Raw genomic sequence first — 22,955 nt, forward strand, 5'->3', positions numbered from 1 at the left:
ACCATTCGAAACGGAGACTGCGAAGGTGAAAGTTCTCGTCACAGTAAAGCGCGTCGTCGACTACAACGTGAAGATCCGCGTGAAGTCTGATGGCACAGGCGTCGAGCTCGCGAACGTCAAGATGTCGATGAACCCGTTCGACGAGATCTCGGTGGAAGAGGCGCTGCGGCTGAAGGAAGCCGGCAAGGCCGAGGAAGTGGTGGTCGTCTCGATCGGCCCGGCCAAGGCCGAGGAGACGCTGAGGACCGCACTTGCCATGGGTGCCGACCGGGCGGTGCTGGTCGAGACCGACGATCAAGTCGAGCCGCTGGCCGTCGCCAAGATCCTCAAGGGTGTGGCCGATGCCGAGCAGCCGGGCCTGATCATCGTCGGCAAGCAGGCGATCGACGACGATTCGAACCAGACCGGCCAGATGCTGGCGGCATTGCTCGGTTCGGCGCAGGCGACCTTCGCCTCGAAGATCGAGATCGGTGAGGGAAGCGCCAAGGTCACCCGCGAGGTCGACGGCGGCCTGCAGACGATCGAGATCAAGCTGCCGGCGGTGGTGACCACCGATCTCAGGCTCAATGAGCCGCGTTATGCCTCGCTGCCGAACATCATGAAGGCGAAGAAGAAGCCGCTCGACAAGAAGTCGCCTGATGATTTCGGCGTCTCCACCACGCCGCGGCTGAAGGTGCTGAAGACCGAGGAACCCAGCGGCCGCAAGGCCGGCGTCAAGGTCAAGTCGGTCGCCGAACTGGTCGACAGACTGAAGAACGAAGCCGACGTGCTGTAATCGGACTGGAACAGGAGCAATTATCATGACCATTCTTCTTCTGGCCGACCATGACGGCCATCATCTCTCCGACCAGACCGCCAAGGCGCTGACGGCGGCCTCCCAGATCGGCGGCGACGTGCATGTGCTGGTCGCCGGCAAGGCCGCCAAGGCGGCGGCCGATCAGGCGGCAAAACTCTCCGGCGTCTCCAAGGTGCTGCTCGCCGAAAGCGACGCGCTTGCCAACAATCTCGCCGAGCCGCTCGCCGATCTGATCGTCTCGCTCGCCGGCTCCTATGATACGATCGTCTCTGCCGCCACCTCGGTCGGCAAGACCGTGCTGCCGCGGGTCGCCGCCCTGCTCGACGTCGCCCAGGTCTCCGAGATCATCGAAGTCATCTCCCCCGACACTTTTAAACGGCCGATCTATGCCGGCAACGCCATCCAGACCGTGCAGGTGACCGATGCCAAGAAGGTCATCACCGTGCGCACCGCATCCTTTTCCCCCGCCTCCCAAGGCGTATCTGCTGCCGTTGAGGAGATCTCAACGGCAGCCTTTTCTTCTGATCTTTCGGCGTTTGTCTCCAACGCGCTGTCGTCGTCGGACCGTCCGGAACTGACCTCGGCGAAGATCATCATCTCCGGCGGCCGGGCGCTCGGCTCTGCCGAGAAGTTCAGGGAAGTCATCCTGCCGGTCGCCGACAAGCTCGGTGCTGCCGTCGGCGCAAGCCGTGCGGCCGTCGATGCTGGTTACGCCCCGAATGACTGGCAGGTCGGTCAGACTGGCAAGGTGGTCGCCCCCGATCTCTACATCGCCGCCGGCATCTCAGGCGCCATCCAGCATCTGGCCGGCATGAAGGATTCGAAAGTGATCGTCGCGATCAACAAGGACGAGGAGGCGCCGATCTTCCAGGTCGCCGACTACGGCCTCGTCGCCGATCTCTTCGACGCCCTGCCGGAACTCGAGCGTGCGCTTTAGGTACCTGCGGATGTCCATCCAACGGACCAAGATCTGCATGAATGGAGTGAAGAATGCGTGAGGACGTGACTTTCTGGTCAGAGGGAGACAGACTACAGGGCTGGTTCTACAGGCCAACGAAAGACGCCTCTTCCTTTCCGACGGTCATCTTAAGTCACGGGTTTTCGGCCGTGAAAGAGCAATATCTCGACAGATACGCCGAGGTATTTGCCGCACACGGGTTGGGAGCCCTGGTTTATGATCACGGATGCTTCGGCGAGAGCGAAGGTGAACCGCGATACGAAGTTGATCCGGAACGACAGCGGCGGGGCTATCGCGACGCCATAACCTTTGTCCAAACTCTGGACGGCCCAGACCCAGAGCGTGTCGGCCTATGGGGTACGAGCTACAGCGGCGGACATGTCCTGGTGGTCGCGGCTCAGGATCGGCGTGTAAAAGCAGTGGTCGCCCAGGTTCCGACAATCAGTGGATCAAAAGTTGCCGTTCGCCGCGCGACATCCCCGCAAGCTGCGCAACTGAGGAAAAGTCTTTCGGACGATCGTATAGCTCGAGTGCTCGGTAAGGGGAGAGCATATGTCGATGTCGTCACAAGCGATCCCCAACGACCGTGCGCTTTGCCTGGAGCCGACAGCTACGAGTATTTTAGCCGTTCTCACACGATGGCGGCAAACTGGAACCCGCAGGTGACGCTGCGGAGTCTTGAATTAGCAAGGGCAAACGAGCCCGGCGCTTTTGTCAGGCTAATCAGCCCGACGCCACTGCTGATGATCGTTGCGGAAAACGACCACCTCACCCCAACCGACCTGGCATTGGACGCATTTGACAGAGCCGGAGAGCCAAAAGCTTTGGAAGTTCTGCCCGGCGGTCATTTCGCGCCATACACGGACCTGTTCGAGCGCTCCAGTCGCGTCGCAGCCGAATGGCTTATTGAACAGCTTTCCGGAAGACCGCAGGTGCCCTGACGCCGCCTGCGGTAGCGCCGCTACCCGGGCGTCGATGCCAGCGCACAAGTCGTTACTCAGAGCACCATGAACGATTGTTCACGGTGTGCTTTCAAGATGTGTTGAAATCGCCCTTTGCAATGCGCGCGTGGCGGTGGGCGACATTAACAATCGTTCGTTAATACAGTCGCGTTATGATCCGACAGTCTGGTATCGCGGGGAGTCGGGGACATGAAACAGAGCGCGAGGAAATCACTTATCTTTAAGGTCATTGGGGTCACCGTCATTTCGATCACGGTGGTTCTCTTGGCTGCGAATACGCTGCTAGTCTACGCAACCGGCAACCGCATTGCGGAACTGACGTTTCAGCAGGCGAGGCTTGAAGCTTCCAAGGTCGCAAATGAGATATCAGCTGAGCTAGGACAGCTAGCGGCTCCTACCGCCACGATGGCCGAAGTCGTCGGTCAAGGACGAGAAAAGGACTATCTGGATCGATCGGCGGTCATCGACATACTTCGTGCGAACGCGCAATCCAAAATCGTGCTGAGCAGCTGGTTCATGGAAGAACCGAATGCCTTCGACGGCAAGGCATCTGCGCACAAGGGTGACGCCAAGCTTGGCACTGCCGAAGACGGTGCGTTTTCGCCAACCTGGACCCGAAGCGGAGATAGCCTATCGATGGCGCCGGTCTCACTCGACTACACCGGCGAATATTATCGGGTGGCAGCAAAATCGCGCAAAGGATATCTAACGGAACCATATGTGTGGACCGACAAGAATGGCTCCTTCTTGCTTGCCAGCATCTCTTATCCGGTCCTGTCTTCAGGTAAGTTGATCGGTGTTACCGGCACGGACATCGACCTTACGGCGCTGTCGAAAAAGCTCTCCGACTTGCGGCCGTTCGGTTCTGGCCGCGTTCGATTGATTTCTCAGTCAGGGAAATGGATCGTTGCCCCAAATCCCGATCTCATCACCAAAGGTTACGATGGTCCCGGTTCGGAAGACGTACAACAGGTGTTGTCTAATCAAGAACTCGTCGTAGTGGCGGACGTTGAACTTGACGAAACATCGTACAGCCGCATCTTGTTTCCTTTTCAGGTTTCAGGCCTCAATACCAGTTGGGTGGTGTGCGTCGACGTTCCCACCACAGTGATAACATCAGCAGCGCGTCAGCAAATCAAGCTGCTGGTAGGCGCCGGCATAGTCGTGTTGATGGCCATCGCCGGAACTCTTTATCTTACGATTAGAGCAATGATTCAGCGTCCGCTTGGCCGCTTGATGGGCACAATCGAGAGATTGGCCATTGAAGATTTCAGTGCATCGCCAAGTGATCAATCACGATCTGACGAGATTGGTGGAGCTGCGACGGCGCTCGAGAAACTTCGAAAAGCTCTGATCAATGCCAAGACCACTGAGGCCGAGTCAGAAGCTACGCGCCAAATCGCAGCAAAAGAACGGTCCGACGCCGAGGCGGCGCGCATCGATGCACTAAACCTGCAGCGCAGGATCGTCGGCACGGTTGGCCGAGCTCTTGGCGATCTGTCGGCCGGCAACCTGACTTGCCGGATCACCGAGGAGTTTCCCGGGGAATACCGTAAATTGCAGCTCGATTTCAATGCCGCGCTGGAAAGTCTGGAGCAAACGATCGCAACCGTAAATAATAGCGTGTGCCAGATCAGCGCTGGCGTCGACACGATCAGCAGCAGCTCCGACAATCTTTCTCGCCGAACCGAAATGCAGGCCGCGGGCCTTGAGGAAACTGCGGCGGGAATGACGGAACTGACAGGGCAAGTTCAGGCAAGCGCAGCCAACGCACGCTCCGCATCAACAAGTGTCCGAGCGGCAACCGACGATGCCAAGAACACTGGAGAGATCGTAGGGCAAGCGATCTCGTCCATGGAAAACATCAGCCGCTCGTCGCTCGAGATCACCCGGATTACCGGCGTGATTGATGAGATCGCATTCCAGACAAATCTTCTGGCTTTGAATGCCGGCGTAGAGGCAGCTCGAGCCGGAGACGCCGGCAGGGGATTTGCCGTGGTGGCTCAAGAGGTGCGAGAGCTTGCTCAGCGCTCAGCTATTGCCGCAAAGGAAATTAAGGCGCTGATTGGTGCTTCCGCTGTCGAGGTCAAAGAGGGTGTCGAACGGGTGGCAGGCGCCGGAGACGCGCTCGCACGTATCACCACTCAGATCTTGGATATTAATTCCAGCGTTCAGCAAATCTCGACTTCTGCTCAAGAGCAGTCTTCAGGCTTGAAAGGAATAAGTGCTGCGTTGAACCAAATGGATCAATTTACTCAGGCAAATACCGTCATGGTGAAAGAAATGACTGCGGCAAGCGCCTCTTTGTGGGACGAGGTGCGTCTCCTGAGCGAAGTCGTAGGCCGCTTTAGGGTATCTTCACGAGCGCCCCAGTTCAGGGAGCGCGATCGGACTGTAGCGGCAGCTTAGCTGTCGCCGGAACGATGTGGAACGAAGGTGAATATCGCAAGGTGGTAGTACGGTGTTTTTATCCCCGCAGCGCATCGCATCGAGCCGATCTTGCTAGCTGCAATATGCGCCGCCGAATGGGGCTGGTCTCGTTCGCCTTGAACCGATACGAACCAGCGACCCGACTATCCTCAGCATAGAGAAAAGCCTAGCCCGTTGGCAAAGTATCTGGCCATTCCTGCGCACCATGGAGAACGCGAAGAATCCGGACCGCTGTTTCATTAAATGAATACGCCGCGACGTAGGGCGTGCCGTTGATCACCAGTTCTCGGGTGCCAGCGATTCTGCCAACACGGCCGCTCGCTGGAAAATCTATCAAGCGACGGACGGCAGCAACGATCCGTTCGTCGACCAGAATGGCGGCTGACGGATTTTCTCCTTCTATGTATGTGAAGATGGCGTCGCGATCCGATAACGCGAACGCAGACCAGGTAAGCTTCACGATTTGCGCGCGCCCGCGTTAAGGCGGGCGGCCGCTCTACGTTCAGCAAAATGTGTCTCGACTTCATCGTCCGAAACGTCCGGTCGCGTATCGTTCAGCGCTTCAAGTACCTTGGCGCGAAACCAAGCGTCATGGGCCTCGCTGCCTGAAAGAAGCTCCAGTGGCAGCGCACCCTCGTTGGCTGTCCGGGTGAGCAAGATACGAACCGCGTCCGATACCGTAAGCCCCATATTTCCAAGCACTGCGGAGGCACGATCCCGAATCTCGGCGTCAATACGAGTTTGTACCAGTGCATTTGCAGCCATTGCGATCTCCGACTTTCAGATGAGATGTTAATGCAAATGAATGACAAATGCCATAGCGCTGTTGAGCTGCCTTTGCGGGTTCTCGTTTCCTGTAGTTGCTCCTGAATGTGTCCGAACCGCCGAACGTCATCTCAATCATGTGGCATATCGGGTATTTATGGAACTCGTGCTTTTGATTGTAAGGAGGTGATATCGTAAAATAGCCCCTTCAACGTTCCTTGTTCTGCCAGTTGGCGATCAGATCATCGACGACAGCGGGATCGGCAAGCGTCGAGGTATCGCCTAGAGCGCCGAAATCGTCTTCGGCGATCTTGCGCAGGATGCGGCGCATGATCTTGCCCGAGCGGGTCTTCGGCAGGCCCGGCGCGAACTGGATCTTGTCGGGAGCCGCGATCGGCCCGATTTCGGCGCGCACGTGTTTCACCAGTTCCTGGCGAAGCGTGTCCGTCCCTTCATGGCCGGCCATCAGCGTCACATAGCAATAGATCCCCTGACCCTTGATCGCATGCGGATACCCGACGACCGCCGCTTCCGAAACCAGATTGTGCGAGACGAGCGCCGATTCCACCTCCGCCGTGCCGAGCCGGTGACCGGAGACGTTAAGCACGTCGTCGACGCGGCCGGTGATCCAGTAATAGCCGTCTTCGTCGCGCCTGCAGCCGTCGCCGGTGAAGTACTTGCCCTTGTAAGTCGAGAAATAGGTCTGGATGAAGCGCTCGTGATCGCCATAGACCGTGCGCATCTGGCCCGGCCAGCTGTCGGTGATGCAGAGATTGCCATCGGCTGCCCCTTCCAGCACCTTGCCCTCATTATCGACCAGCTGCGGCTTGACGCCGAAGAACGGCACCGTCGCCGAACCGGGTTTCAGATCGATCGCACCCGGCAGCGGCGTGATCATGTGGCCGCCGGTCTCCGTCTGCCACCAGGTATCGATGACAGGGCAGCGCTTGTCGCCGACGACATTGTAATACCACTCCCAGGCTTCCGGGTTGATTGGCTCGCCGACCGTGCCGAGCAGGCCCAGCGATGAGCGCGAGGAGCGCGTGACGAAGTCGTCGCCGGCGCCCATCAGCGAGCGGATCGCCGTCGGCGCCGTATAGAAGATGTTGACCTTATGCTTATCGATGACTTCCCAGAAGCGGCCCTGATCGGGGAAATTCGGCACGCCTTCGAACATCAGCGTCGTCGCGCAGTTGGCCAGCGGCCCGTAGACGATGTAGGAATGGCCGGTGACCCAGCCGACATCGGCCGTGCACCAGTAGATGTCACCATGATGATAGTCGAAGACATATTCATGCGTCATCGAGGCATAGACGAGATAACCGCCCGTCGTGTGCAGCACGCCCTTCGGCTTGCCGGTCGAGCCTGACGTATAGAGAATGAACAGCGGATCTTCCGCCTTCATCTTCACCGGCGGGCATTCCGGCTTCACGGTGGCGACTTCCTGATGATACCAGAGATCGCGGCCCGGCGCCCAGCCGGTCTTGCCGCCGGTGCGGCGCACGACCAGCACCTTGCTGACATGCACATGCTGGCGGGCGGCGATGTGGATCGCCGTATCGGTATTGTCCTTCAGCGGCACCGGCTTGCCACCGCGCAGACCTTCGTCGCAGGTGATGACGAAGGTGGATTCGCAGTCGACGATGCGCCCGGCCAAGGCCTCGGGGGAGAAGCCGCCGAAGACGACCGAATGCACGGCGCCAATGCGGGCGCAGGCGAGCATCGCGTAAGCCGCCTCAGGGATCATCGGCATGTAGATCGTGACACGATCGCCCTTCTTGACGCCGTGTTTCTTCAAGACGTTCGCCATCCGGCAGACGTGCTCGTAGAGCTCGTTATAGGTGATTTTCTTGTCGATATAGGGATTGTCGCCTTCCCAGATGATCGCCACTTGGTCGCCATTGGTCTTCAGATGACGGTCGATGCAATTGTAGGAGACATTGGTCTGGCCGTCCTCAAACCACTTGATCGAGACCTTGCCGGTAAAGGACGTGTTCTTGACCTTGGTATAGGGCTTGAACCAGTCGATCCGCTTGCCGTGTTTGCCCCAGAACTTGTCCGGGTTCTCAATGCTCTCCTCGTACCATTTCAGGTACTTTTCCCGGTCTATGAATGCTCGTTCCCGGACGAGGCGCGGCACGTTGTAGCGCTCGAGGACCACTATTTAGCTCCCTGTGTTTGGCTCCTCAAAACTGATCCCGCTCGACGGGAAAATTGAAGCCGCTCTGTTTGATCGATATCCGACCGATTGGTCGATATGAGACCCGTTTATGGGCACACTGCCGGCAGCACCTTCGACTGCGACCCAACGTCGACAGCTACATCATTTCCGGTCGTCTGATTGCCGAGCCGTCGCTGAACCGGCTCAGCCTGTAGGGTGAGATATCCGTGATGGGCGTCTCGTTCATCACGATCTCGCTGACCAACCGACCGGCACCCGGTCCGATGGCAAAGCCGTGGCCGCTGAATCCTGCGGCGATCACGTAACCAGGCAGTTGCTCCACTCTTGAGATTACGGGGACGAGATCTGGCGAAGTATCGATGAGCCCTCCCCACGCCCGCTCGACCCCGATTCCCTTGAGCACCGGGTATTCGCGTTCAAGGTTCTTCAATGCGAGCTTCACGAGTTCTCCGTCCGGCGCAGGATCCAGAATGCGGTTTTTTTCAAACGGCGAGACTTCATCGTTCTCCCAGCTACTGAAAGCATCGGGCCCATTCCAGAAGCTGCTGTTCAGACGGTACTTCAGCTTCTTGCCGATCTTGCTGCGGTACATCTGGTAGAATTTGAACGCATATCGCATCCCTCGGGGCGTGATATCGAGCGTTCCACGCCCCGGTACGGCAACCGTGTATGAACCGTCTATCCGGCGCCGCAGCACGAAGTTTGAGGCGGAGAGGCATCCGGCTTGAATGATTTGGGGTGCAGGAGTGGTCTTGATCGCCGTCCCGGAGATGTTTGCGACCGGAACCTCGATGCCATACCGATGAGAAAACCGGGAAGCCCATGCTCCGCCGGCGCAGACAACGGTGCTGGCTTTCACCAGTCCTCGCTCTGTCCAAACGCCTGTTACCCGGCCGTTGGCGATGTCGAGGCCCCGGACCGCGCAGTTCTGGTGGAGCGATACGCCATTTTCTTTTGCGGCCTCGGCGATGGCAGGCACGGCCAGGCCAGGCTCGGCTCTCCCGTCGCTCGGTGACCAAACGCCACCCACCCAGGAAGACGTGCCGCCCGAAGCGCGCTCGTTGGCCTCGGAAGCGCCGAGTATCTGGCTATGAAAACCCCGAAGACGAGCAGCCTGCCCCCACTTTTCCCAACGGGCGACATCCGCCTCTTCTTTGGTGCAGTAAAGGATCCCGCTCCGCCGAAAGCCGAGATCACGGCCTGTTTCGGTGCCCAACTCCTCCCAGCGCCGCAGACTGTACATGGCTAACGGGAGTTCATAGAGGTCGCGATTCTGCTGGCGGACCCACCCCCAGTTACGGCTCGACTGTTCGCCACCGACGATTCCCTTTTCGAGCAGGGCAACCGAGACCCCTTTGCGGGCCAGTTCATAGGCCGTGCAGGTGCCGACAATGCCCGCCCCGATGACGACGACGTCGACCTCGGTTGGAAAGGAGACGCTATCACTTACTGTCTGAACCTGGGCCGGCATGGTCACTATTCCTCTGGCATCGTGCTCCAGTCATTTTCGACAGGAGTGGTAAAGCTCAATATTTCGTCGTCGTGCACACCGGACTTACCCGATGAGTCCGAGGCGGCAATTACGCCCGCTCTCTTCCGCCGACCTGGGCGGATGTCTCTTGTGGTCGAGCGCGAGATGCTGTTTCTCAGCTGTGATCACCGCGAACATCGAACGCATCGCGGAGGCCGTCGCCGATGAAGTTGAAGCTGGTGACAGCGATCGTTATGGCCGCGCCGGGAATGATCGCCAGCCAGGGCGCGGTACCCAGATATTGCTGCGCGCCGTTCAGCATATTGCCCCAGCTGGGCAGTGGCGGCTGAATTCCATAGCCGAGAAAGCTGATATAGGCCTCCATCAGGATCGCCCGGGCGACCGTCAGGGTGGCCGCGACTATGATCGGGCCCATGGCATTGGGAAGGATCTCGCGGAACATGATGTGCGTTGCGCTCAGTCCCAGCATGCGGCCGGCCAGCACAAATTCACGCTCGCGCAGGGAGCGCACCTCGGCCTCGACGATGCGGGCAACTTCCATCCAGCTCGTTGCAGCAATGACGACGGTAATCATGATCGGGCTCGGCTTCAGCGCAGCGGCAAGAGCAAGCACGAGGAAGATGGACGGGAAGGAAAGGAAGCCATCCACAGTTCGCATTAGGACCGTGCCGACCAGACCACCCCGATATCCGGCCACCACGCCGACAAGGGTTCCGATCAGGGTCGACAAAAGCATCGCCGAGAAACCGACCAGGAGCGAAATTCGGCCCGCCATGAACAACCGGGCAGCCAAGTCCCGCCCCAGCGGATCTGTGCCCAGGTAATGTTGGCCGGTCAGCGGCGGAGCGAAGCGGGCGCGCAGATCGATATAGAGAGAATCATACGGCAATAAATGCGGACCCAGGACGCATGCCAGCGTCAGCAGAGCGATCATCACCATGCCGATGAGGGCCAAATGGTGCTTCATGAAACGGTGCGCGGTTCGGCTGTTCCACCAGCGCTCCCGAGGAGAATTTGCGGCAATGGCAGTCATGATGGCTGACTCCTGATGAGCGTTCATGGCGCTTAACTCAGACGGATACGGGGATCGATGACGGCGACAACGATGTCGGTGGCCAGGTTGCTAAGCACGACAAGAATCGCCGAGAACATGAGCAATCCCATCACCACCGGATAGTCGCTGTAGCCGAGGCTGTCGAGGAACAGGCGGCCCATCCCTGGCCAGGTGAAAACCGTCTCGGTCACCAACGCCCCCGTCAGGACGCTGGGAAGCTGCATCCCAAGGAGCGTGATCATCGGCAGGAGGGCATTGCCGATAACATGCTTCATCAAGATGCGCCGCTCACTCAATCCTTTGGCGCGGGCGGTCTTGATGAATTCCTGATTGATAACGTCGAGAGTAGCCGTTCGCATGTAGCGGCTCCAGATGGCCACATGCACCAGCGCCAGCACCACGCTAGGCAGAATCAGATGGTGGAGGTAGTTCAGAACGGACTCGTCGCCGATCGTGTACATGTTGCCGGCTGGCAGCCAGCCAAGTTTGAGCGAGAACACGTAAATGCCGATCAGGCCAAACCAGAATGTCGGGATCGAAAGAGCCACCATCGCACCGACCGTCGCCATGTAGTCGAAAAGCGAATAGCGCTTTATGGCGCCGCGAACGCCAATCCACGTTCCGATGGCAATCGCGATAATGGTGGACGATCCCATCAACAACAGCGTTGCCATGAGGTGTCGGCCAATTACCTCGAGAACCGGCGCCCCGTCGCGGAAGGAATGGCCCCAGTCTCCTTTCAAAAGGCGCCAGGCCCAATCCAGATACTGCATCCACAGCGGACGGTTTAGCCCCATCTGTTCGGCCAGTCGGTTCAAGTCATCCTGCGTCATGCTGGCATCCAGCCCAAACTGCGCCAGTGGGCCGCCGGGAATCAGGTTGAGCACCACGAAGCCGATGACGGAAACGATCAGGAGCAGGACGAGGCTCTGAGCGAACCGGTTAAGTAGGAAGCTACGCATGGAGCTCTCCTTTTGATAGCGCCAATAGAGGCCGCCGCCGCGCGCGCGGCGGCGACGGTAGGTACTCAGCTCTTCCAATGCCAGGCGGCAGCATGCCATGATGCCGTGCGCGTGTTCGTATTCGGTTCCCAGCCTTCAAGGCCGTCCTTCGTGCCGACCACATAGGTGGCGGCAAACAGCGGGAGGAAGGGAAGGTCCTGACGCACGATTTCCTGGATACGGTAGTAGATTTCACGCCGTGCATCCGGATCGAAGGTCTGGGCACCCTTCTTGAGCAGCGCATCCACTTCCGGATTGGAATACTGGCCGACGTTCGAGCCCTTTCCACCCTTAGCGGCAATCGCACTGGTCGCGAGGCGGTTGGTGGCGTCGGGGTCTGCGGCAATCAGATGCGTAACGCCCGAGATCGCCGTGTCGAACTGTGACTTCAGCCAGAATTCGCCGAACATCACGGCGGCCGGCAAATTCGAGATCGTCATCTGGACGCCAATGTCTGCAAATGTCTGCTGCAGGAACTGCTGCACCTGCTCACGGAGATTATTGCCAGATGTCGTCGAATTGTTGAATGCCAGCTTCACTCCATTCTTCTCGCGGATACCATCCGACCCCGGTACCCAGCCGGCATCGTCGAGGAGTTTGCGTGCGGCGTCGAGATTGAATTCCTGCGCCGGCAGTTTCGGATTGAAGTAGTATGACTCCTTCGGCATGAAGGTTTCGGTCGTTGTAACCACGCCGAAATAGAGCGCGTCGATGATTGCCGCCCTGTCCATTGCGGCATAGAGTGCCTGACGCACCGCAAGTTCCTTGAACTGCGGCCGCTCGAGATTGAGGTAGAGCGACTCGACGGAGGCACCGGGCACGAGGCTCACCACACGGCCCGGCAGTTTGCTGGCTTCGTCGTAGTGATCCGGCGTGATGTACGCCTGGTCTGTGAGGTCGATGTCGCCGCTCTTGAACTGCGTGTACAGCACCGTCTGGTCAGGAATGTACTTGAACACGAGCTGTTCGACATACGGCCCGTCCCCAAAATAATCCGGGTTCGCGGCCAGTTCGAGATGGTCACCGGCGACGCGCTGTGTCCACTTGAAGGCGCCGGTGCCAACGGGTGCCTGGTTGAAGGCTGCTGTGTTCGGATCGGCCTCGTTCTCGAGAAGGTGCTTTGGCACGATGAAGGTTTCGGTGAGAAACGAGAGGTAAGGAGCGAAAACCTGCTCCATGCGCCAGGTGATTTCAGTTGGCGAGACCACCGTGAGGTCACGCACCAGCGAATGGCCGCCGGTGCGCCAGGCGCGGAATTTCGGATTGGTGATCAGTTCAAGGGTGAACTTCACATCCTCGGCCGTGAACGACTTGCCGTCATGCCAGCGAACATCATCACGCAGGCGAACGCACCAGTTCAGGCCATCCTCGGAGATGCCGCCGTTCTTCTGCGTCGGCACTTCCGTCGCGAGATTGGGCTGGAGCACACCGCCGGGATCCATGCGAAAGAGCGCGTCGAAGAGCGAGAAGTGTACCGCATCATCCGTTTCGATATGCGCCATCAGCGGATTGAAAACGGTCGGTTCCTGCGAAAGCCCGACCACGACGCGGCCTGCAGGTTTCTTGTCCGCGGCCCGGGCAATATCAGGCTTGCCGATCAGATTGGGAGCGGCAAAGCAGGCAATGCCGCCTGCTGCCATCAGGCGCAGTGCGTCGCGCCGAGAATAGTTCGCTTTGGTCATAGAATCTTTTGTCATTTTATTCCCTCTCTTTTGCTCATTAGGAAGCTACCGCCGGGAGTTGATCTCAGCTGTCTCTTCGGCTTTCTCCCGGAATTGCAGCGACAAGCTCGCGCGTGTAGTTTGATTGCGGCTTCAGGAAGATCTGGGACGGAGGGCCGCGCTCGACGACCCGGCCCTTCTGCATCACTGCAATTTCGTCACAGATCTGACTGGCGACACGAAGATCATGGGTAATGAAGATCATTGAGACGCCCGTTTCGCGCTGGATTTGATCAAGCAGCTTGAGGATCTGGGCCTGGATCGACACATCGAGCGCGGAGACCGCCTCGTCCGCGATCAGCAGCTTGGGCTTGAACATCAAGGCCCGGGCAATGCCGATGCGCTGGCGCTGTCCACCCGAGAACTCGTGAGGGTAGCGGCCGAAGGCACCGGCATCGAGACCGACATGGGAGAGCAACGCCCGGGCCGCTTCGCGCGCCTGCGCGTAAGGCATGCCATGCGCGACAGGCCCGACGGTCAGTATTTGACCGATCGTGGAGCGTGGATTGAGTGAGGCGAAAGGATCCTGGAAAATCATCTGAATTCGAGGGCGCAGCGGCCGAAACTCGGATTCTGAGAGTTTGACGATGTCCTTTCCCTCAAACAGGATCTGACCGCTGTCGCTGTCCTGAAGTTTGATCAAGAGCCGTCCCAACGACGATTTTCCGGAACCGCTTTCCCCGACAATGCCGAGGGTGCGGCCCGCCGACAACGTGAATGACGCGTCCTTCACCGCAGGCACGACACGCTGGCTGCCGAACAAGGCGCTGCCGCTGCGGTAGGTCTTGCACAGTCCATGGACCGTCAGGATGGTCTCGTCGCTCGTCGGTACATCGAGCTTTCTGTCTTCGCCCGTCAGGCGCGGAACAGCCGCGATCAGGCGCTGGGTATAGGGATGGGTGGGGGATTTGAGAACCTGATCGGCGCTGCCCTGCTCGACGATCCGTCCTTTCTCCATAACAACGACGCTATCGGCGATCTCAGCCACAACGCCGAAGTCGTGGGTGATGAACATGACGCTCATGTCCTTACGACGCTGAATGTCACGGATGAGCTTCAGGATTTGCGCCTGGGTGGTTACGTCGAGGGCTGTCGTCGGTTCGTCTGCGATCAGAACGGTCGGTTCAAGGGCCAGTGCCATCGCGATCATGACGCGTTGGCGCTGGCCACCTGAAAGCCTGAACGGATACTGGTGGTACATCAGTTCCGGATCGGGCAGGCCGACTTCGGTCAGCAGTTCGAGAGCGCGCTCACGGCGCGAGGCCTTGGTACCCACTCCGTGGGCCGCCATCACTTCAGTAACCTGCTCGCCAACCGTCATCAGTGGGTTGAGCGCCGATAGGGGATCCTGAAAGATCATTGAGACGACGCGGCCGCGCAGCTGGCGCAGCTTTTTTGCTGGCGCGCCAACGATGGCCGTTCCATCGAGATTGATCGCACCGGAAGAGACCGGAATAATCTTCGGCAACAGTCCCATGATCGTGTTCGCCGTTACTGACTTGCCGGATCCAGATTCGCCGATGATGCAAAGGATCTCACCACGCTTGAGCTCAAACGAGACGTTTTCGACGGCATGCGCCCGTTCCATGCCTTTTGGCAGGTCGACTGTCAGGGCGCGCACCGAAAGTGCTGCGTCGTCTGCTGGAATAGCCTCAGTCGTGGCGGCCATCGATAATCTCCCTTGTCTACGCAGCTTCTTGATTGATGTTTTTGTCGCTGCACGCGTGCTGCTCATAGTCTCTTGAGCGGTGCACAGCTGATCCTTGGACTCCAGCGCCGTTCGCTACCAATCGGCGTTGGTTCTGCGATTAATATAAGATTGGTCTTGCCATTGGTGTCAATATGGATCAAATTGGTTTCGCGAAATATTTATCGGAGGGCACATGAGCGTGGTCTTGAAGGATTTCATTGAGGCGGAAGGTCTGGAACCTGGGGATCGACTGCCTCCCGAGCGTGACCTGGCGTTGAAACTCGGGCTGCCGCGTACCGCCCTGAGAAGGATGCTCAGTTCGTTAGAGAAGGAAGGCCGCCTTATCAGGCATGTTGGCAGGGGGACCTTCATTGCCGGCAGCGGCGTAGGCTCCAGCGCCCTTCGCCGGCCGTCCAGCAATGAAGGAAACACTTTGCGCACCTATCCGGCGGAAGTCTTCGAGGCTCGGCTGATCATAGAGCCAAAGATCGCAGCGTTGGCAGCGTTACGTGCGACCAGGCAGGAAGTCGAAGAGATGCAGAAATCCATCGTCAAAGGCAGCGCCTCGGAGTCGTTTGGAGAATTCGAAAAATGGGACGCCGTTTTTCACCGTATCGTCGTCCAGGCCGCGCGTAATGGTCTTCTTGCGTCGCTTTATGAAGGCATTCACGCTGTGCGCGCCGGAAATCTGTGGGGGAAAATGAAAGAACAATCGCTGACCCCTGAGCGCATGAAGGCCTATATCGTCAGCCATCAGGCGATCCTTGACGCAATCAAGGATCGCGACAGCAGAGAGGCTGAGCGAAATATGTACGACCACATCATTGAAGCCAGAGCGAACATACTAGGCCCCAGCATCTGAGAACTCGATCTGAGCAATTGGTATCGATTGGTGCCTCCCTGCTCTGTCGTGGATGCTATCGATAATCTCACGACGCGGACCATCCGCCTCGGAGTGCCAGTCAAGCTGCTTGCTTTACCGGCCGAACTGCGCCCGAAGCCACGCAAGGAAATCCCGTTTTCTGGTATCCCCTTCAAACGCAAGGCGGCTCAACAGAATGTAACTATAGCCATTGCTGGAGAAGCCTAACGGCGCCACGAGTTGCCCGCTTTCGACAGCGTCGGCTACCAAGGGCTCTGGGCCGATCGCGGCCCCTAATCCAGCGATTGCAGCCTCGATGCTAAGATAGAAATGTTCGAACGCGTGGCTACCGGGTGGATTTGGATCTCCGATCCGGTTGTCCGCCAGGTATCTTGCCCACGCATCTCGACGCGTTACCGAATGAATTCGAGGCAACGAGAGAATTTCATCTCCGCCGCCAGCCAGCAGGCGTGGCGCACATACTGGCCCGACACGTTCTTCGACCACCGTTTCCACGAAGAGTTCGGGCGACCAGCTAAAATCGCTTCTCCGGAGCGCCAGATCAATGTGACTTCTGTCGAAGCTTACGGGACCGCCAGCGGCCAAAACGTGAACTTCGATGTCCGGATGAAGTGCATTGAATTGCGGAAGGCGCGGGATCAGCCAGCGCTGCGTAAAAGTCGGTTCACATGAGACCACCAGCGGTGCCGCCCCCCCACGCTTTATTTCGTCGCAGCAATCGCTGATCTGGCGGAACACCTCGCTCATCGTGCCAAGCAGGCGCCGGCCCGCGTCGGTGAGGAAAACGGCTCTGTTTCTTCGTTCAAAAAGGCTTACCCCAAGGTCTTCCTCGAGCAAGCGTATTTGCTTGCTGACGGCGCTGTGCGTAACAAACAATTCATCGCCGGCACGCCCGAAATTCAAATGACGTGCGGCCGATTCAAATGCTCTGAGCGCGGATAAAGAAGGTAATCGTGCGGCCATATCTGTGAGCCAAAGTAACTGAATTCGGTCAGAATTGATCGTTTTTTCGCCAAAGGCAATAGCGCTAATATCCTCGTCGTTACAACGAAAACCGACAGGACTGCGACTTTGAAGGTAGGAATCCTAGGCGATGATCTGACAAGTGCGACGGATGGCGCCGGACCATTCGTGAGCATGGGGCACAGATGCCTGGTTTTCACCGACTGCCGGCAGACGTCGCCGGAAAACGTGCCGATCATATCGGTGAACAAGGCAAGCCGCACCGCATCGGCTGAAGACGCTGCCGATCGGGCGAGGAAGGCGGCGAGAAGCCTTGCGTCCGCGGATATTCTCTACAACACCGTCGATTCGACCATTCGCGGCCACGTTGGAGCCGAGATAACTGCCGCGCTCCCGGCTTCCGGCCGGGCAATTGCAATCGTCGCTCCGGCTTTCCCCGCCGGTGGGCGAACCACTGAAGGTGGGCGGCAGCTTCTTCGTGGCGTGCCGTTGGAGCAAACCGAATTTGTCAAGGACCCGCTACACCCCGTAACGGACTCCCATCTTCGCGCCCTTTTTCGGGACGTCCCGGATGTGGAAGTGCGTTATCTCACGCTTGCGGAAGTGCGGGCATTGAAACCCGGTGAACTTGTCGCCAACGGCAGAAAGTTGCTGATCGCCGATGCGACTGTGCAAGATGACTTGGCACTGCTGGTGAAATCGGCGGCCGATCCAAAGTCCATCCTCTGGTGTGGATCTCCGGGCCTGGCGATCGCGCTGGCGGACTATGTGGGCCGGGCTGATGAAATCGCACCGTCCACGGCAACGACGCCTGTCAATCTCTTTGTCATCGGCAGTGTGAATCCGCAGAGCCGCGAGCAATGCTCAAGACTGATAAGCACCGGCAACGTCCGGCAGATCATTATCGACTCGGAGGCGGCGTCTCGCTCTCCCGCTCTCGCCGCCGAACGCGCCGCTGCGGAGTACAGCCGATTTGCATCCGGCGGAGATATTATTCTAACCACGTCCGAAGGGAGTGCGTCCGCCAATCCTCGGTCCATCGCAAGCGCTCTTGGCCAGGCTGTGCGGGCAGTCATGGGAAGTCAATCCGTGACCGGGCTTTTCCTGACGGGCGGTGACACCGCCGAATCCGTGTTGAGCGAACTTGAGATCAGTTCACTCGAACTCCTGAGCGAGATCGAGCCCGGAATTCCGGTCGGCCGCACCACGGGGCCGCATCCCATTCACATTATCACAAAGGCGGGCGGCTTCGGTTCGCCGCATATCCTGCTGACATCGGCCGCGCTGCTTCGGGGTCTCTGGCTTGGAGATAAGAAATGAAGAAACCTATTGGAATAACGATGGGCGATCCCTGTGGGATCGGCCCAGAAATTATCGCCCGTGTCTTCGCGAACGGGCTGCCGGAACAAGCGGTGGTGATCGGTGACGCCAGGGTAATGGAGCGCGCGGTCCGCACCCTCAATCTTCCCCTGCAGGTGCAGCCCGTCGCGTCAGTCGATGACGCTTTGCCAGACAGCGGGCTCATAGCCGTTCTCAACGTCTCGGATCTGCCGGACGATTTGCCTATCGGTCAGGTGGACGCTCGTGCCGGCCGCGCCAGCTACGACTATGTCGTGCGGGCGATCGACGAAGCGCTGGCAGGAAATATCCGGGCAATCGTCACCGCGCCGATCAATAAGGAAGCGATGAAGCAGGGTGGGCTCAATTATCCCGGCCATACGGAAATCCTTGCTGAGCGGACGGGGACCGACAAGTTCGCGATGATGCTCGCGAACGACGAGCTTCGCGTCATTCTGGTCACGATCCACGTATCATTACGCGATGCGATCGACCTCGTGACAGAGGATTCGGTTTTCCGAACGATCGAATTGGCGCACCGGGCAGGCAAGGCTTATGGGATTGCGTCGCCGCGCGTTGCGGTGGCCGGCCTCAATCCCCATGCCGGCGAAAACGGTATGTTCGGACGCGAAGATCTCGACATCATCGCGCCGGCAATCAGCCGGGCTCAGGAAGTCGGAATAGACGCGTCCGGTCCTTGGCCCGGGGACACGATTTTCATGCGGGCCCGCAGGGGCGAGTTCGATATCGTCGTCGCGCAATATCACGATCAGGGCCTCATCCCGGTCAAGTATCTCGGTATCGACAACGGCGTCAACGTCACCATCGGTTTGCCTTTCATCCGCACCAGCGTCGATCACGGTACGGCATTCGACATCGCCGGCCAGGGTACGGCCGATCATTCCTCTCTTCGCTACGCCTTCGATCAGGCGCTGTTTCTCAACGCTATCTAGGAGCGCTTTCGATGCCCCAAACTTCTCCCGACTTCATTTTCATGCTCACCCATCAAGATCGCACCGTTGCCGACGCGGCCGAGCGCCTCAAGGATGTGCTTGCCGCCGGCATCACGCATGTGGGATTCAAGGATATTGGTCTGCCCCTGGATAGGCTCTTGGACCTTGCCGCGGCGATTAAGGCCGCGGGTGCGACGCTCCACCTCGAGGTGGTCAGCCTCGACGAGGAGAGCGAGCGACGATCCGCGCAGGCCGCCGTCGACCTCGGCGTCGACATCTTGATGGGTGGAACGCGGCCCAATGTCGTTCTGCCTGTCATTGCTGGGAAGAACATCCTGTACTATCCGTTCCCCGGCAAGATCGTCGGCCATCCGAGCAAGCTCGAAGGGACGATCGAAACGATCGTGGAAAGTGCTCTGCAGTTGACGGCGATCGAGGGTGTCAGTGGTCTCGATCTGCTCGCTTATCGCTTCGACGGCGATGTTGAGGCGCTGATGACGCGCGTGTGTGAAGCCGTCGACAAGCCCGTGGTGATCGCCGGCTCGATCGACAGCCCTCAAAGGATGGCGGCCGTCGTGCGATCTGGCGCTGCAGGGTTTACCATCGGAACCGCGGCTTTCAACGGGGCATTTTCCGGCAGTTCCAATCTTCGGTTGGAGATCGAGACGGAAATCGACGTGCTCAAACAAGTTCAGGCAAATGCGGGCGATATCGCATGGTCAACATTAATATCTAACTGAATCGAACCTTCACCAACCATTAATTGCCATCTTTACGAATTGGCGACAAGGTGAATTTCGAATTTGGAGACCAGAGACATGGATCTAGCGACGTTCGACCCTTCCACTTCGGTGGCGGCGACGGCCACTCTAGAGGTGGTTGAAACGCCCAGCCTGGTGCTGGATGCTGACCGGATGGACCGGAATATCACGCGGCTCAGGAACCGACTCGGCAGCCTGGGCGTGTCGCTCCGGCCGCATCTGAAGACGGCGAAGTCGATTGAGGTCGCCCGGCGGATCATGAGTGCCCCTGAGGGCCCGGCGACCGTCTCCACACTAAAGGAAGCCGAGCAATTCGCGGCCGATGGCCTGCGCGACATGGTCTATGCTGTTGGCATCGCCCCTGCAAAGCTCGCTCGGGTCGTCGAACTGCGCGCCAAGGGCGTCGATCTCGTGGTGGTGCTGGATACCGTCGAACAGGCCCAGGCAGTTGCCGAGGCGTCCCGAAGCGCGGGAATGCGGATCCCAGCCTTGATCGAGATCGATTGCGACGGCCACCGCTCGGGTGTTGTTCCCACCAATCACGCCCAGCTGCTGGAGATCGGGCTGGCGCTTGCGGCAGGTGCGGAGCTGCGTGGCGTTCTGACCCATGCTGGCGACAGCTACAAGGGCGGAGGCCCCGAGGCACAGCAGCGATATGCGGAATCGGAGCGAGCGGCCGTCGTGGGAGCTGCGCAACTTCTGCGCAGTGCGGGCCTGCCCTGCCCCGTCGTCAGCGTAGGGTCGACGCCGACGGCCCATTACGCGAAGGATCTTACCGGAGTGACCGAGGTCCGTGCAGGCGTATTCGTGTTCTTCGACCTGGTGATGGCGGGGATCGGAGTCTGTCAGGTCGACGATATTGCGCTCAGCGTTCTTGCAACGGTGATCGGGCACCAGCGCGAGAAGGGCTGGATCATCACCGACGCGGGATGGATGTCGCTCTCGCGGGATCGCGGCACGAGCAAGCAAGCCGTCGACCAGGGATATGGCCTCGTCTGCGACATCCAAGGCCAGAACTATCGTGACATCATCGTTGCCGATGCGAACCAGGAGCATGGCATTGTCGCCGTGCGGCCCGGGTCGGACGCTCGTCTGCCCGATCTGAGGATCGGAGACCGCGTCAGGATCCTGCCAAACCATGCCTGCGCGACGGCGGCGCAGCACGAAGCCTATCATGTTGTTCGAGGCCAATCGCACGCCATTGAGGCGTGCTGGCAACGCTTCGGAGGTTGGTGATGTCCTCCTTCATAACTATAGATACCGATCGTGCGCCCAGTCCTGCAGGTCATTACGTCCAGGCGAAGCTGGCGGGCCAGCATCTCTATATATCAGGCCAGCTCCCGATCAGACCGGATGGAGCGCCGCTTCGCGACGAGAGTTTCGCGACGCAAGCCGGGCAGGCCATCGACAACATGCTGGCAGTTCTCGACGCCGCAGGCGGAACCCCCAGCGATCTCGTCAGGGTGACGGCCTACATCGTCGGTGTCAGCAATTGGCCAGTCTTCAACCAGGTCTATGCAGCAAGGCTAGGAGAGGCGCGCCCGGCCCGCACGGTGGTTCCAGTGCCAGAGCTCCACTACGGCTATCTTGTCGAAGTGGACGCCATCGCCGTGCTGCCGCATGACGCCCCTGCCCGGCAAGCAGAAAACAGCCCCGACTAATCAATTCAGGTCAGCCTCGATGTCACCACTCCTCAAACGCATACAGAGCGATCAAGAGCTTCCCGCCAAGGCGGACGTCGTCGTCATCGGCGGTGGGATTGTCGGTGCCTCGGCGGCATTTTTTCTTGCGGAGCGGGGGCTCACCGTTGCTTTGGTGGAAAAGGGCTATGTCGGCGGTGAGCAGTCCAGCCGAAACTGGGGCTGGTGCCGTCGGCAGAACCGGGATGAGCGCGAATTGCCGCTCTCGGGGATTTCCATGCAGGCGTGGGACCAGTTTGCCGCCAAAATCGACGAGGACGTCGGCTTTCGTCGATGCGGTCTGTTCTACGCGACTGACGACCCTAGGCAACTGGCGGAATGGGAACAATGGCTTGATATCGCGCGGCAATTCGACGTCAACACGAAGATGTTAAGTGCCCGCGAAGCGCATGACAGAATTCCTGCGCAAGGCCGCAGCTGGCTTGGCGGCGTCCATTCGGTCGATGATGGCAAAGGCGAACCGGCCATTGCCGCGCCGACGATCGCGAACGGCGCCCGCAAATTTGGCGCGACCATCCACCAGGAATGCGCTGCACGAGGCCTCGATATCGTCAATGGCGCAGTTGCGGGAGTGATCACCGAAAAAGGAATTATCAGATCGCAGGCCGTTCTGAACGCCGGGGGTGCGTGGGCCTCCTTGTTCTGCCGCCAATACGGCGTCCAGTTCCCACAGGCAAGTGTGCGCCAGACTGCAATTCGGACGCGACCCACAGCCAATCTCGGCGAGGCGATATATACACCGGAGTGCTCGCTGACCCGCAGGTTGGATGGCAGTTACACGCTTGCGATCAGCGGCAGGGCGACACTGGATATCACGCCGCAGGGCATTCGATATGCACGCTGGTTCATGCCGATGTTTCTGAAGCGACTGAAAGCGGTTCAGATCGGCGTCGGCAGATCCATGTTCCATGGACCCGAAGCGCTGGCGCGCTGGACAAAGGATACCATTTCGCCTTTCGAGCGGATCCGTGTTCTCGACCCCACGCCGAGCCGCCGGACGATCGAGGCTATTCTAGAGGGCGTCACCGAGCAGTTTCCGGCGCTTAAGGGTGTCGAAATCGTTGACAGTTGGGGCGCCTATGTGGACTGCACGCCGGACGCGGTGCCGGTCATCTCGGCTTCCGATCACGTGAAGGGCCTTTATTTGGCGGCCGGCGGCTCCGGCCATGGCTTCGGCATTGGCCCCGGCATCGGCCGCCTGGCAGCCGACCTGGTTGCGAACGATAGGCCTTGCGTCGATCCCACGCCTTTCCGGCTGTCGCGCTTCTTTGACGGCTCGAGGGTCGAGGTCGGCGGGCTCTGATCG

Annotated in this window: 20 protein-coding genes; 11 read left to right on the top strand and 9 right to left on the bottom strand. The window is 59.2% G+C overall.

All coding sequences use genetic code 11. The annotated features are described in order from the left end of the window. The first annotated feature begins 25 nt into the window (after window positions 1–25). From NE852_RS31215 to NE852_RS32655, 4 genes are all read left to right on the top strand, one after another. Entirely contained in the window at window positions 26–775 is a 750-nt protein-coding gene (locus tag NE852_RS31215) for an electron transfer flavoprotein subunit beta/FixA family protein (RefSeq protein WP_008523368.1), read from the top strand. Between the two features lie 25 nt (window positions 776–800). Next, window positions 801–1,733 carry an electron transfer flavoprotein subunit alpha/FixB family protein gene (locus NE852_RS31220; RefSeq protein WP_008523369.1) on the top strand — a complete coding sequence of 311 codons (933 nt, stop codon included), beginning with the start codon at window positions 801–803 and terminating at the stop codon, window positions 1,731–1,733. A 53-nt stretch (window positions 1,734–1,786) separates the two neighbouring features. Continuing rightward, window positions 1,787–2,695 carry an alpha/beta hydrolase gene (locus NE852_RS31225; RefSeq protein ID WP_008523371.1) on the top strand — a complete coding sequence of 303 codons (909 nt, stop codon included), beginning with the start codon at window positions 1,787–1,789 and terminating at the stop codon, window positions 2,693–2,695. Between the two features lie 210 nt (window positions 2,696–2,905). Beyond that, on the top strand, window positions 2,906–5,125 hold the full coding sequence (locus NE852_RS32655) for a methyl-accepting chemotaxis protein (protein ID WP_008523373.1): 2,220 nt from the start codon (window positions 2,906–2,908) through the stop codon (window positions 5,123–5,125). A 187-nt stretch (window positions 5,126–5,312) separates the two neighbouring features. On the opposite strand, the gene NE852_RS31240 is transcribed toward NE852_RS32655, so the two are convergent. From NE852_RS31240 to NE852_RS31275, 8 genes are all read right to left on the bottom strand, one after another. Next, window positions 5,313–5,606 (bottom strand): type II toxin-antitoxin system RelE/ParE family toxin, encoded by a 294-nt coding sequence (locus tag NE852_RS31240; protein ID WP_258157024.1) that lies wholly within the window; start codon window positions 5,604–5,606, stop codon window positions 5,313–5,315. Then, entirely contained in the window at window positions 5,603–5,911 is a 309-nt protein-coding gene (locus NE852_RS31245; protein WP_008537324.1) for a type II toxin-antitoxin system RelB/DinJ family antitoxin, read from the bottom strand. The genes NE852_RS31240 and NE852_RS31245 overlap by 4 nt, the downstream gene beginning before the upstream one ends. A 208-nt stretch (window positions 5,912–6,119) precedes the next feature. After that, window positions 6,120–8,072: an acetate--CoA ligase gene (acs, locus tag NE852_RS31250; protein WP_258157025.1), complete on the bottom strand. Its 1,953-nt coding sequence runs from the start codon at window positions 8,070–8,072 to the stop codon at window positions 6,120–6,122. Between the two features lie 157 nt (window positions 8,073–8,229). Then, window positions 8,230–9,564, bottom strand: a complete 1,335-nt coding sequence (locus NE852_RS31255; protein WP_008523382.1) for an FAD-binding oxidoreductase — start codon at window positions 9,562–9,564, stop codon at window positions 8,230–8,232. Window positions 9,565–9,739: 175 nt separating this feature from the next. Beyond that, the gene (locus NE852_RS31260; RefSeq protein WP_037170748.1) at window positions 9,740–10,618 is read right to left on the bottom strand and encodes an ABC transporter permease; all 879 of its coding nucleotides are present in this window, start codon (window positions 10,616–10,618) and stop codon (window positions 9,740–9,742) included. Window positions 10,619–10,650: 32 nt separating this feature from the next. Then, window positions 10,651–11,601 (bottom strand): ABC transporter permease, encoded by a 951-nt coding sequence (locus NE852_RS31265; RefSeq protein WP_008523386.1) that lies wholly within the window; start codon window positions 11,599–11,601, stop codon window positions 10,651–10,653. Between the two features lie 65 nt (window positions 11,602–11,666). After that, on the bottom strand, window positions 11,667–13,337 hold the full coding sequence (locus tag NE852_RS31270; RefSeq protein ID WP_037170740.1) for a peptide ABC transporter substrate-binding protein: 1,671 nt from the start codon (window positions 13,335–13,337) through the stop codon (window positions 11,667–11,669). A gap of 49 nt (window positions 13,338–13,386) precedes the next feature. Continuing rightward, a complete protein-coding gene (locus NE852_RS31275; protein WP_008523392.1) occupies window positions 13,387–15,030 on the bottom strand; it encodes an ABC transporter ATP-binding protein in 1,644 nt (547 codons plus the stop codon). Between the two features lie 214 nt (window positions 15,031–15,244). Here NE852_RS31275 and NE852_RS31280 point away from each other — a divergent pair, with 214 nt between their 5' ends. Continuing rightward, entirely contained in the window at window positions 15,245–15,913 is a 669-nt protein-coding gene (locus tag NE852_RS31280; protein ID WP_008523394.1) for a FadR/GntR family transcriptional regulator, read from the top strand. A 114-nt stretch (window positions 15,914–16,027) separates the two neighbouring features. On the opposite strand, the gene NE852_RS31285 is transcribed toward NE852_RS31280, so the two are convergent. Next, the gene (locus tag NE852_RS31285; protein ID WP_037170742.1) at window positions 16,028–16,897 is read right to left on the bottom strand and encodes a LysR substrate-binding domain-containing protein; all 870 of its coding nucleotides are present in this window, start codon (window positions 16,895–16,897) and stop codon (window positions 16,028–16,030) included. A 108-nt stretch (window positions 16,898–17,005) separates the two neighbouring features. Between NE852_RS31285 and NE852_RS31290 the strand changes: the two genes are divergently transcribed. The 6 genes from NE852_RS31290 to NE852_RS31315 all read left to right on the top strand — a co-directional run bounded on the left by NE852_RS31290 (window position 17,006) and on the right by NE852_RS31315 (window position 22,952). Continuing rightward, entirely contained in the window at window positions 17,006–18,217 is a 1,212-nt protein-coding gene (locus NE852_RS31290) for a four-carbon acid sugar kinase family protein (RefSeq protein WP_037170744.1), read from the top strand. Next, the gene (gene pdxA / locus NE852_RS31295; protein ID WP_037170746.1) at window positions 18,214–19,188 is read left to right on the top strand and encodes a 4-hydroxythreonine-4-phosphate dehydrogenase PdxA; all 975 of its coding nucleotides are present in this window, start codon (window positions 18,214–18,216) and stop codon (window positions 19,186–19,188) included. Before NE852_RS31290 ends, pdxA begins: the two co-directional genes overlap by 4 nt. Window positions 19,189–19,199: 11 nt before the next feature. After that, window positions 19,200–19,928 carry a 4-hydroxythreonine-4-phosphate dehydrogenase gene (locus tag NE852_RS31300; protein ID WP_008523401.1) on the top strand — a complete coding sequence of 243 codons (729 nt, stop codon included), beginning with the start codon at window positions 19,200–19,202 and terminating at the stop codon, window positions 19,926–19,928. A 78-nt stretch (window positions 19,929–20,006) separates the two neighbouring features. Continuing rightward, window positions 20,007–21,185 (top strand): alanine racemase, encoded by a 1,179-nt coding sequence (locus tag NE852_RS31305; RefSeq protein ID WP_008523403.1) that lies wholly within the window; start codon window positions 20,007–20,009, stop codon window positions 21,183–21,185. Next, a complete protein-coding gene (locus tag NE852_RS31310) occupies window positions 21,185–21,610 on the top strand; it encodes a RidA family protein (protein WP_258157030.1) in 426 nt (141 codons plus the stop codon). The genes NE852_RS31305 and NE852_RS31310 overlap by 1 nt, the downstream gene beginning before the upstream one ends. Window positions 21,611–21,629: 19 nt before the next feature. Continuing rightward, window positions 21,630–22,952, top strand: a complete 1,323-nt coding sequence (locus NE852_RS31315) for an FAD-binding oxidoreductase (protein WP_008523414.1) — start codon at window positions 21,630–21,632, stop codon at window positions 22,950–22,952. Window positions 22,953–22,955 lie beyond the last annotated feature (3 nt).

Source organism: Rhizobium sp. Pop5, from assembly GCF_024721175.1.
Lineage (GTDB): Bacteria > Pseudomonadota > Alphaproteobacteria > Rhizobiales > Rhizobiaceae > Rhizobium.

What these genes read in the sequence shown, in the direction of transcription:
- NE852_RS31220 (WP_008523369.1), top strand. Translation starts at nt 801, where the DNA reads ATGACCATTCTTCTTCTGGCCGACCATGACGGCCATCATCTCTCCGAC.
- NE852_RS31225 (WP_008523371.1), top strand. Translation starts at nt 1,787, where the DNA reads ATGCGTGAGGACGTGACTTTCTGGTCAGAGGGAGACAGACTACAGGGC.
- NE852_RS32655 (WP_008523373.1), top strand. Translation starts at nt 2,906, where the DNA reads ATGAAACAGAGCGCGAGGAAATCACTTATCTTTAAGGTCATTGGGGTC.
- NE852_RS31245 (WP_008537324.1), bottom strand. Translation starts at nt 5,911, where the DNA reads ATGGCTGCAAATGCACTGGTACAAACTCGTATTGACGCCGAGATTCGG.
- NE852_RS31255 (WP_008523382.1), bottom strand. Translation starts at nt 9,564, where the DNA reads ATGCCGGCCCAGGTTCAGACAGTAAGTGATAGCGTCTCCTTTCCAACC.
- NE852_RS31260 (WP_037170748.1), bottom strand. Translation starts at nt 10,618, where the DNA reads ATGACTGCCATTGCCGCAAATTCTCCTCGGGAGCGCTGGTGGAACAGC.
- NE852_RS31265 (WP_008523386.1), bottom strand. Translation starts at nt 11,601, where the DNA reads ATGCGTAGCTTCCTACTTAACCGGTTCGCTCAGAGCCTCGTCCTGCTC.
- NE852_RS31270 (WP_037170740.1), bottom strand. Translation starts at nt 13,337, where the DNA reads ATGACAAAAGATTCTATGACCAAAGCGAACTATTCTCGGCGCGACGCA.
- NE852_RS31275 (WP_008523392.1), bottom strand. Translation starts at nt 15,030, where the DNA reads ATGGCCGCCACGACTGAGGCTATTCCAGCAGACGACGCAGCACTTTCG.
- NE852_RS31280 (WP_008523394.1), top strand. Translation starts at nt 15,245, where the DNA reads ATGAGCGTGGTCTTGAAGGATTTCATTGAGGCGGAAGGTCTGGAACCT.
- NE852_RS31285 (WP_037170742.1), bottom strand. Translation starts at nt 16,897, where the DNA reads ATGGCCGCACGATTACCTTCTTTATCCGCGCTCAGAGCATTTGAATCG.
- pdxA (WP_037170746.1), top strand. Translation starts at nt 18,214, where the DNA reads ATGAAGAAACCTATTGGAATAACGATGGGCGATCCCTGTGGGATCGGC.
- NE852_RS31300 (WP_008523401.1), top strand. Translation starts at nt 19,200, where the DNA reads ATGCCCCAAACTTCTCCCGACTTCATTTTCATGCTCACCCATCAAGAT.
- NE852_RS31305 (WP_008523403.1), top strand. Translation starts at nt 20,007, where the DNA reads ATGGATCTAGCGACGTTCGACCCTTCCACTTCGGTGGCGGCGACGGCC.
- NE852_RS31310 (WP_258157030.1), top strand. Translation starts at nt 21,185, where the DNA reads ATGTCCTCCTTCATAACTATAGATACCGATCGTGCGCCCAGTCCTGCA.
- NE852_RS31315 (WP_008523414.1), top strand. Translation starts at nt 21,630, where the DNA reads ATGTCACCACTCCTCAAACGCATACAGAGCGATCAAGAGCTTCCCGCC.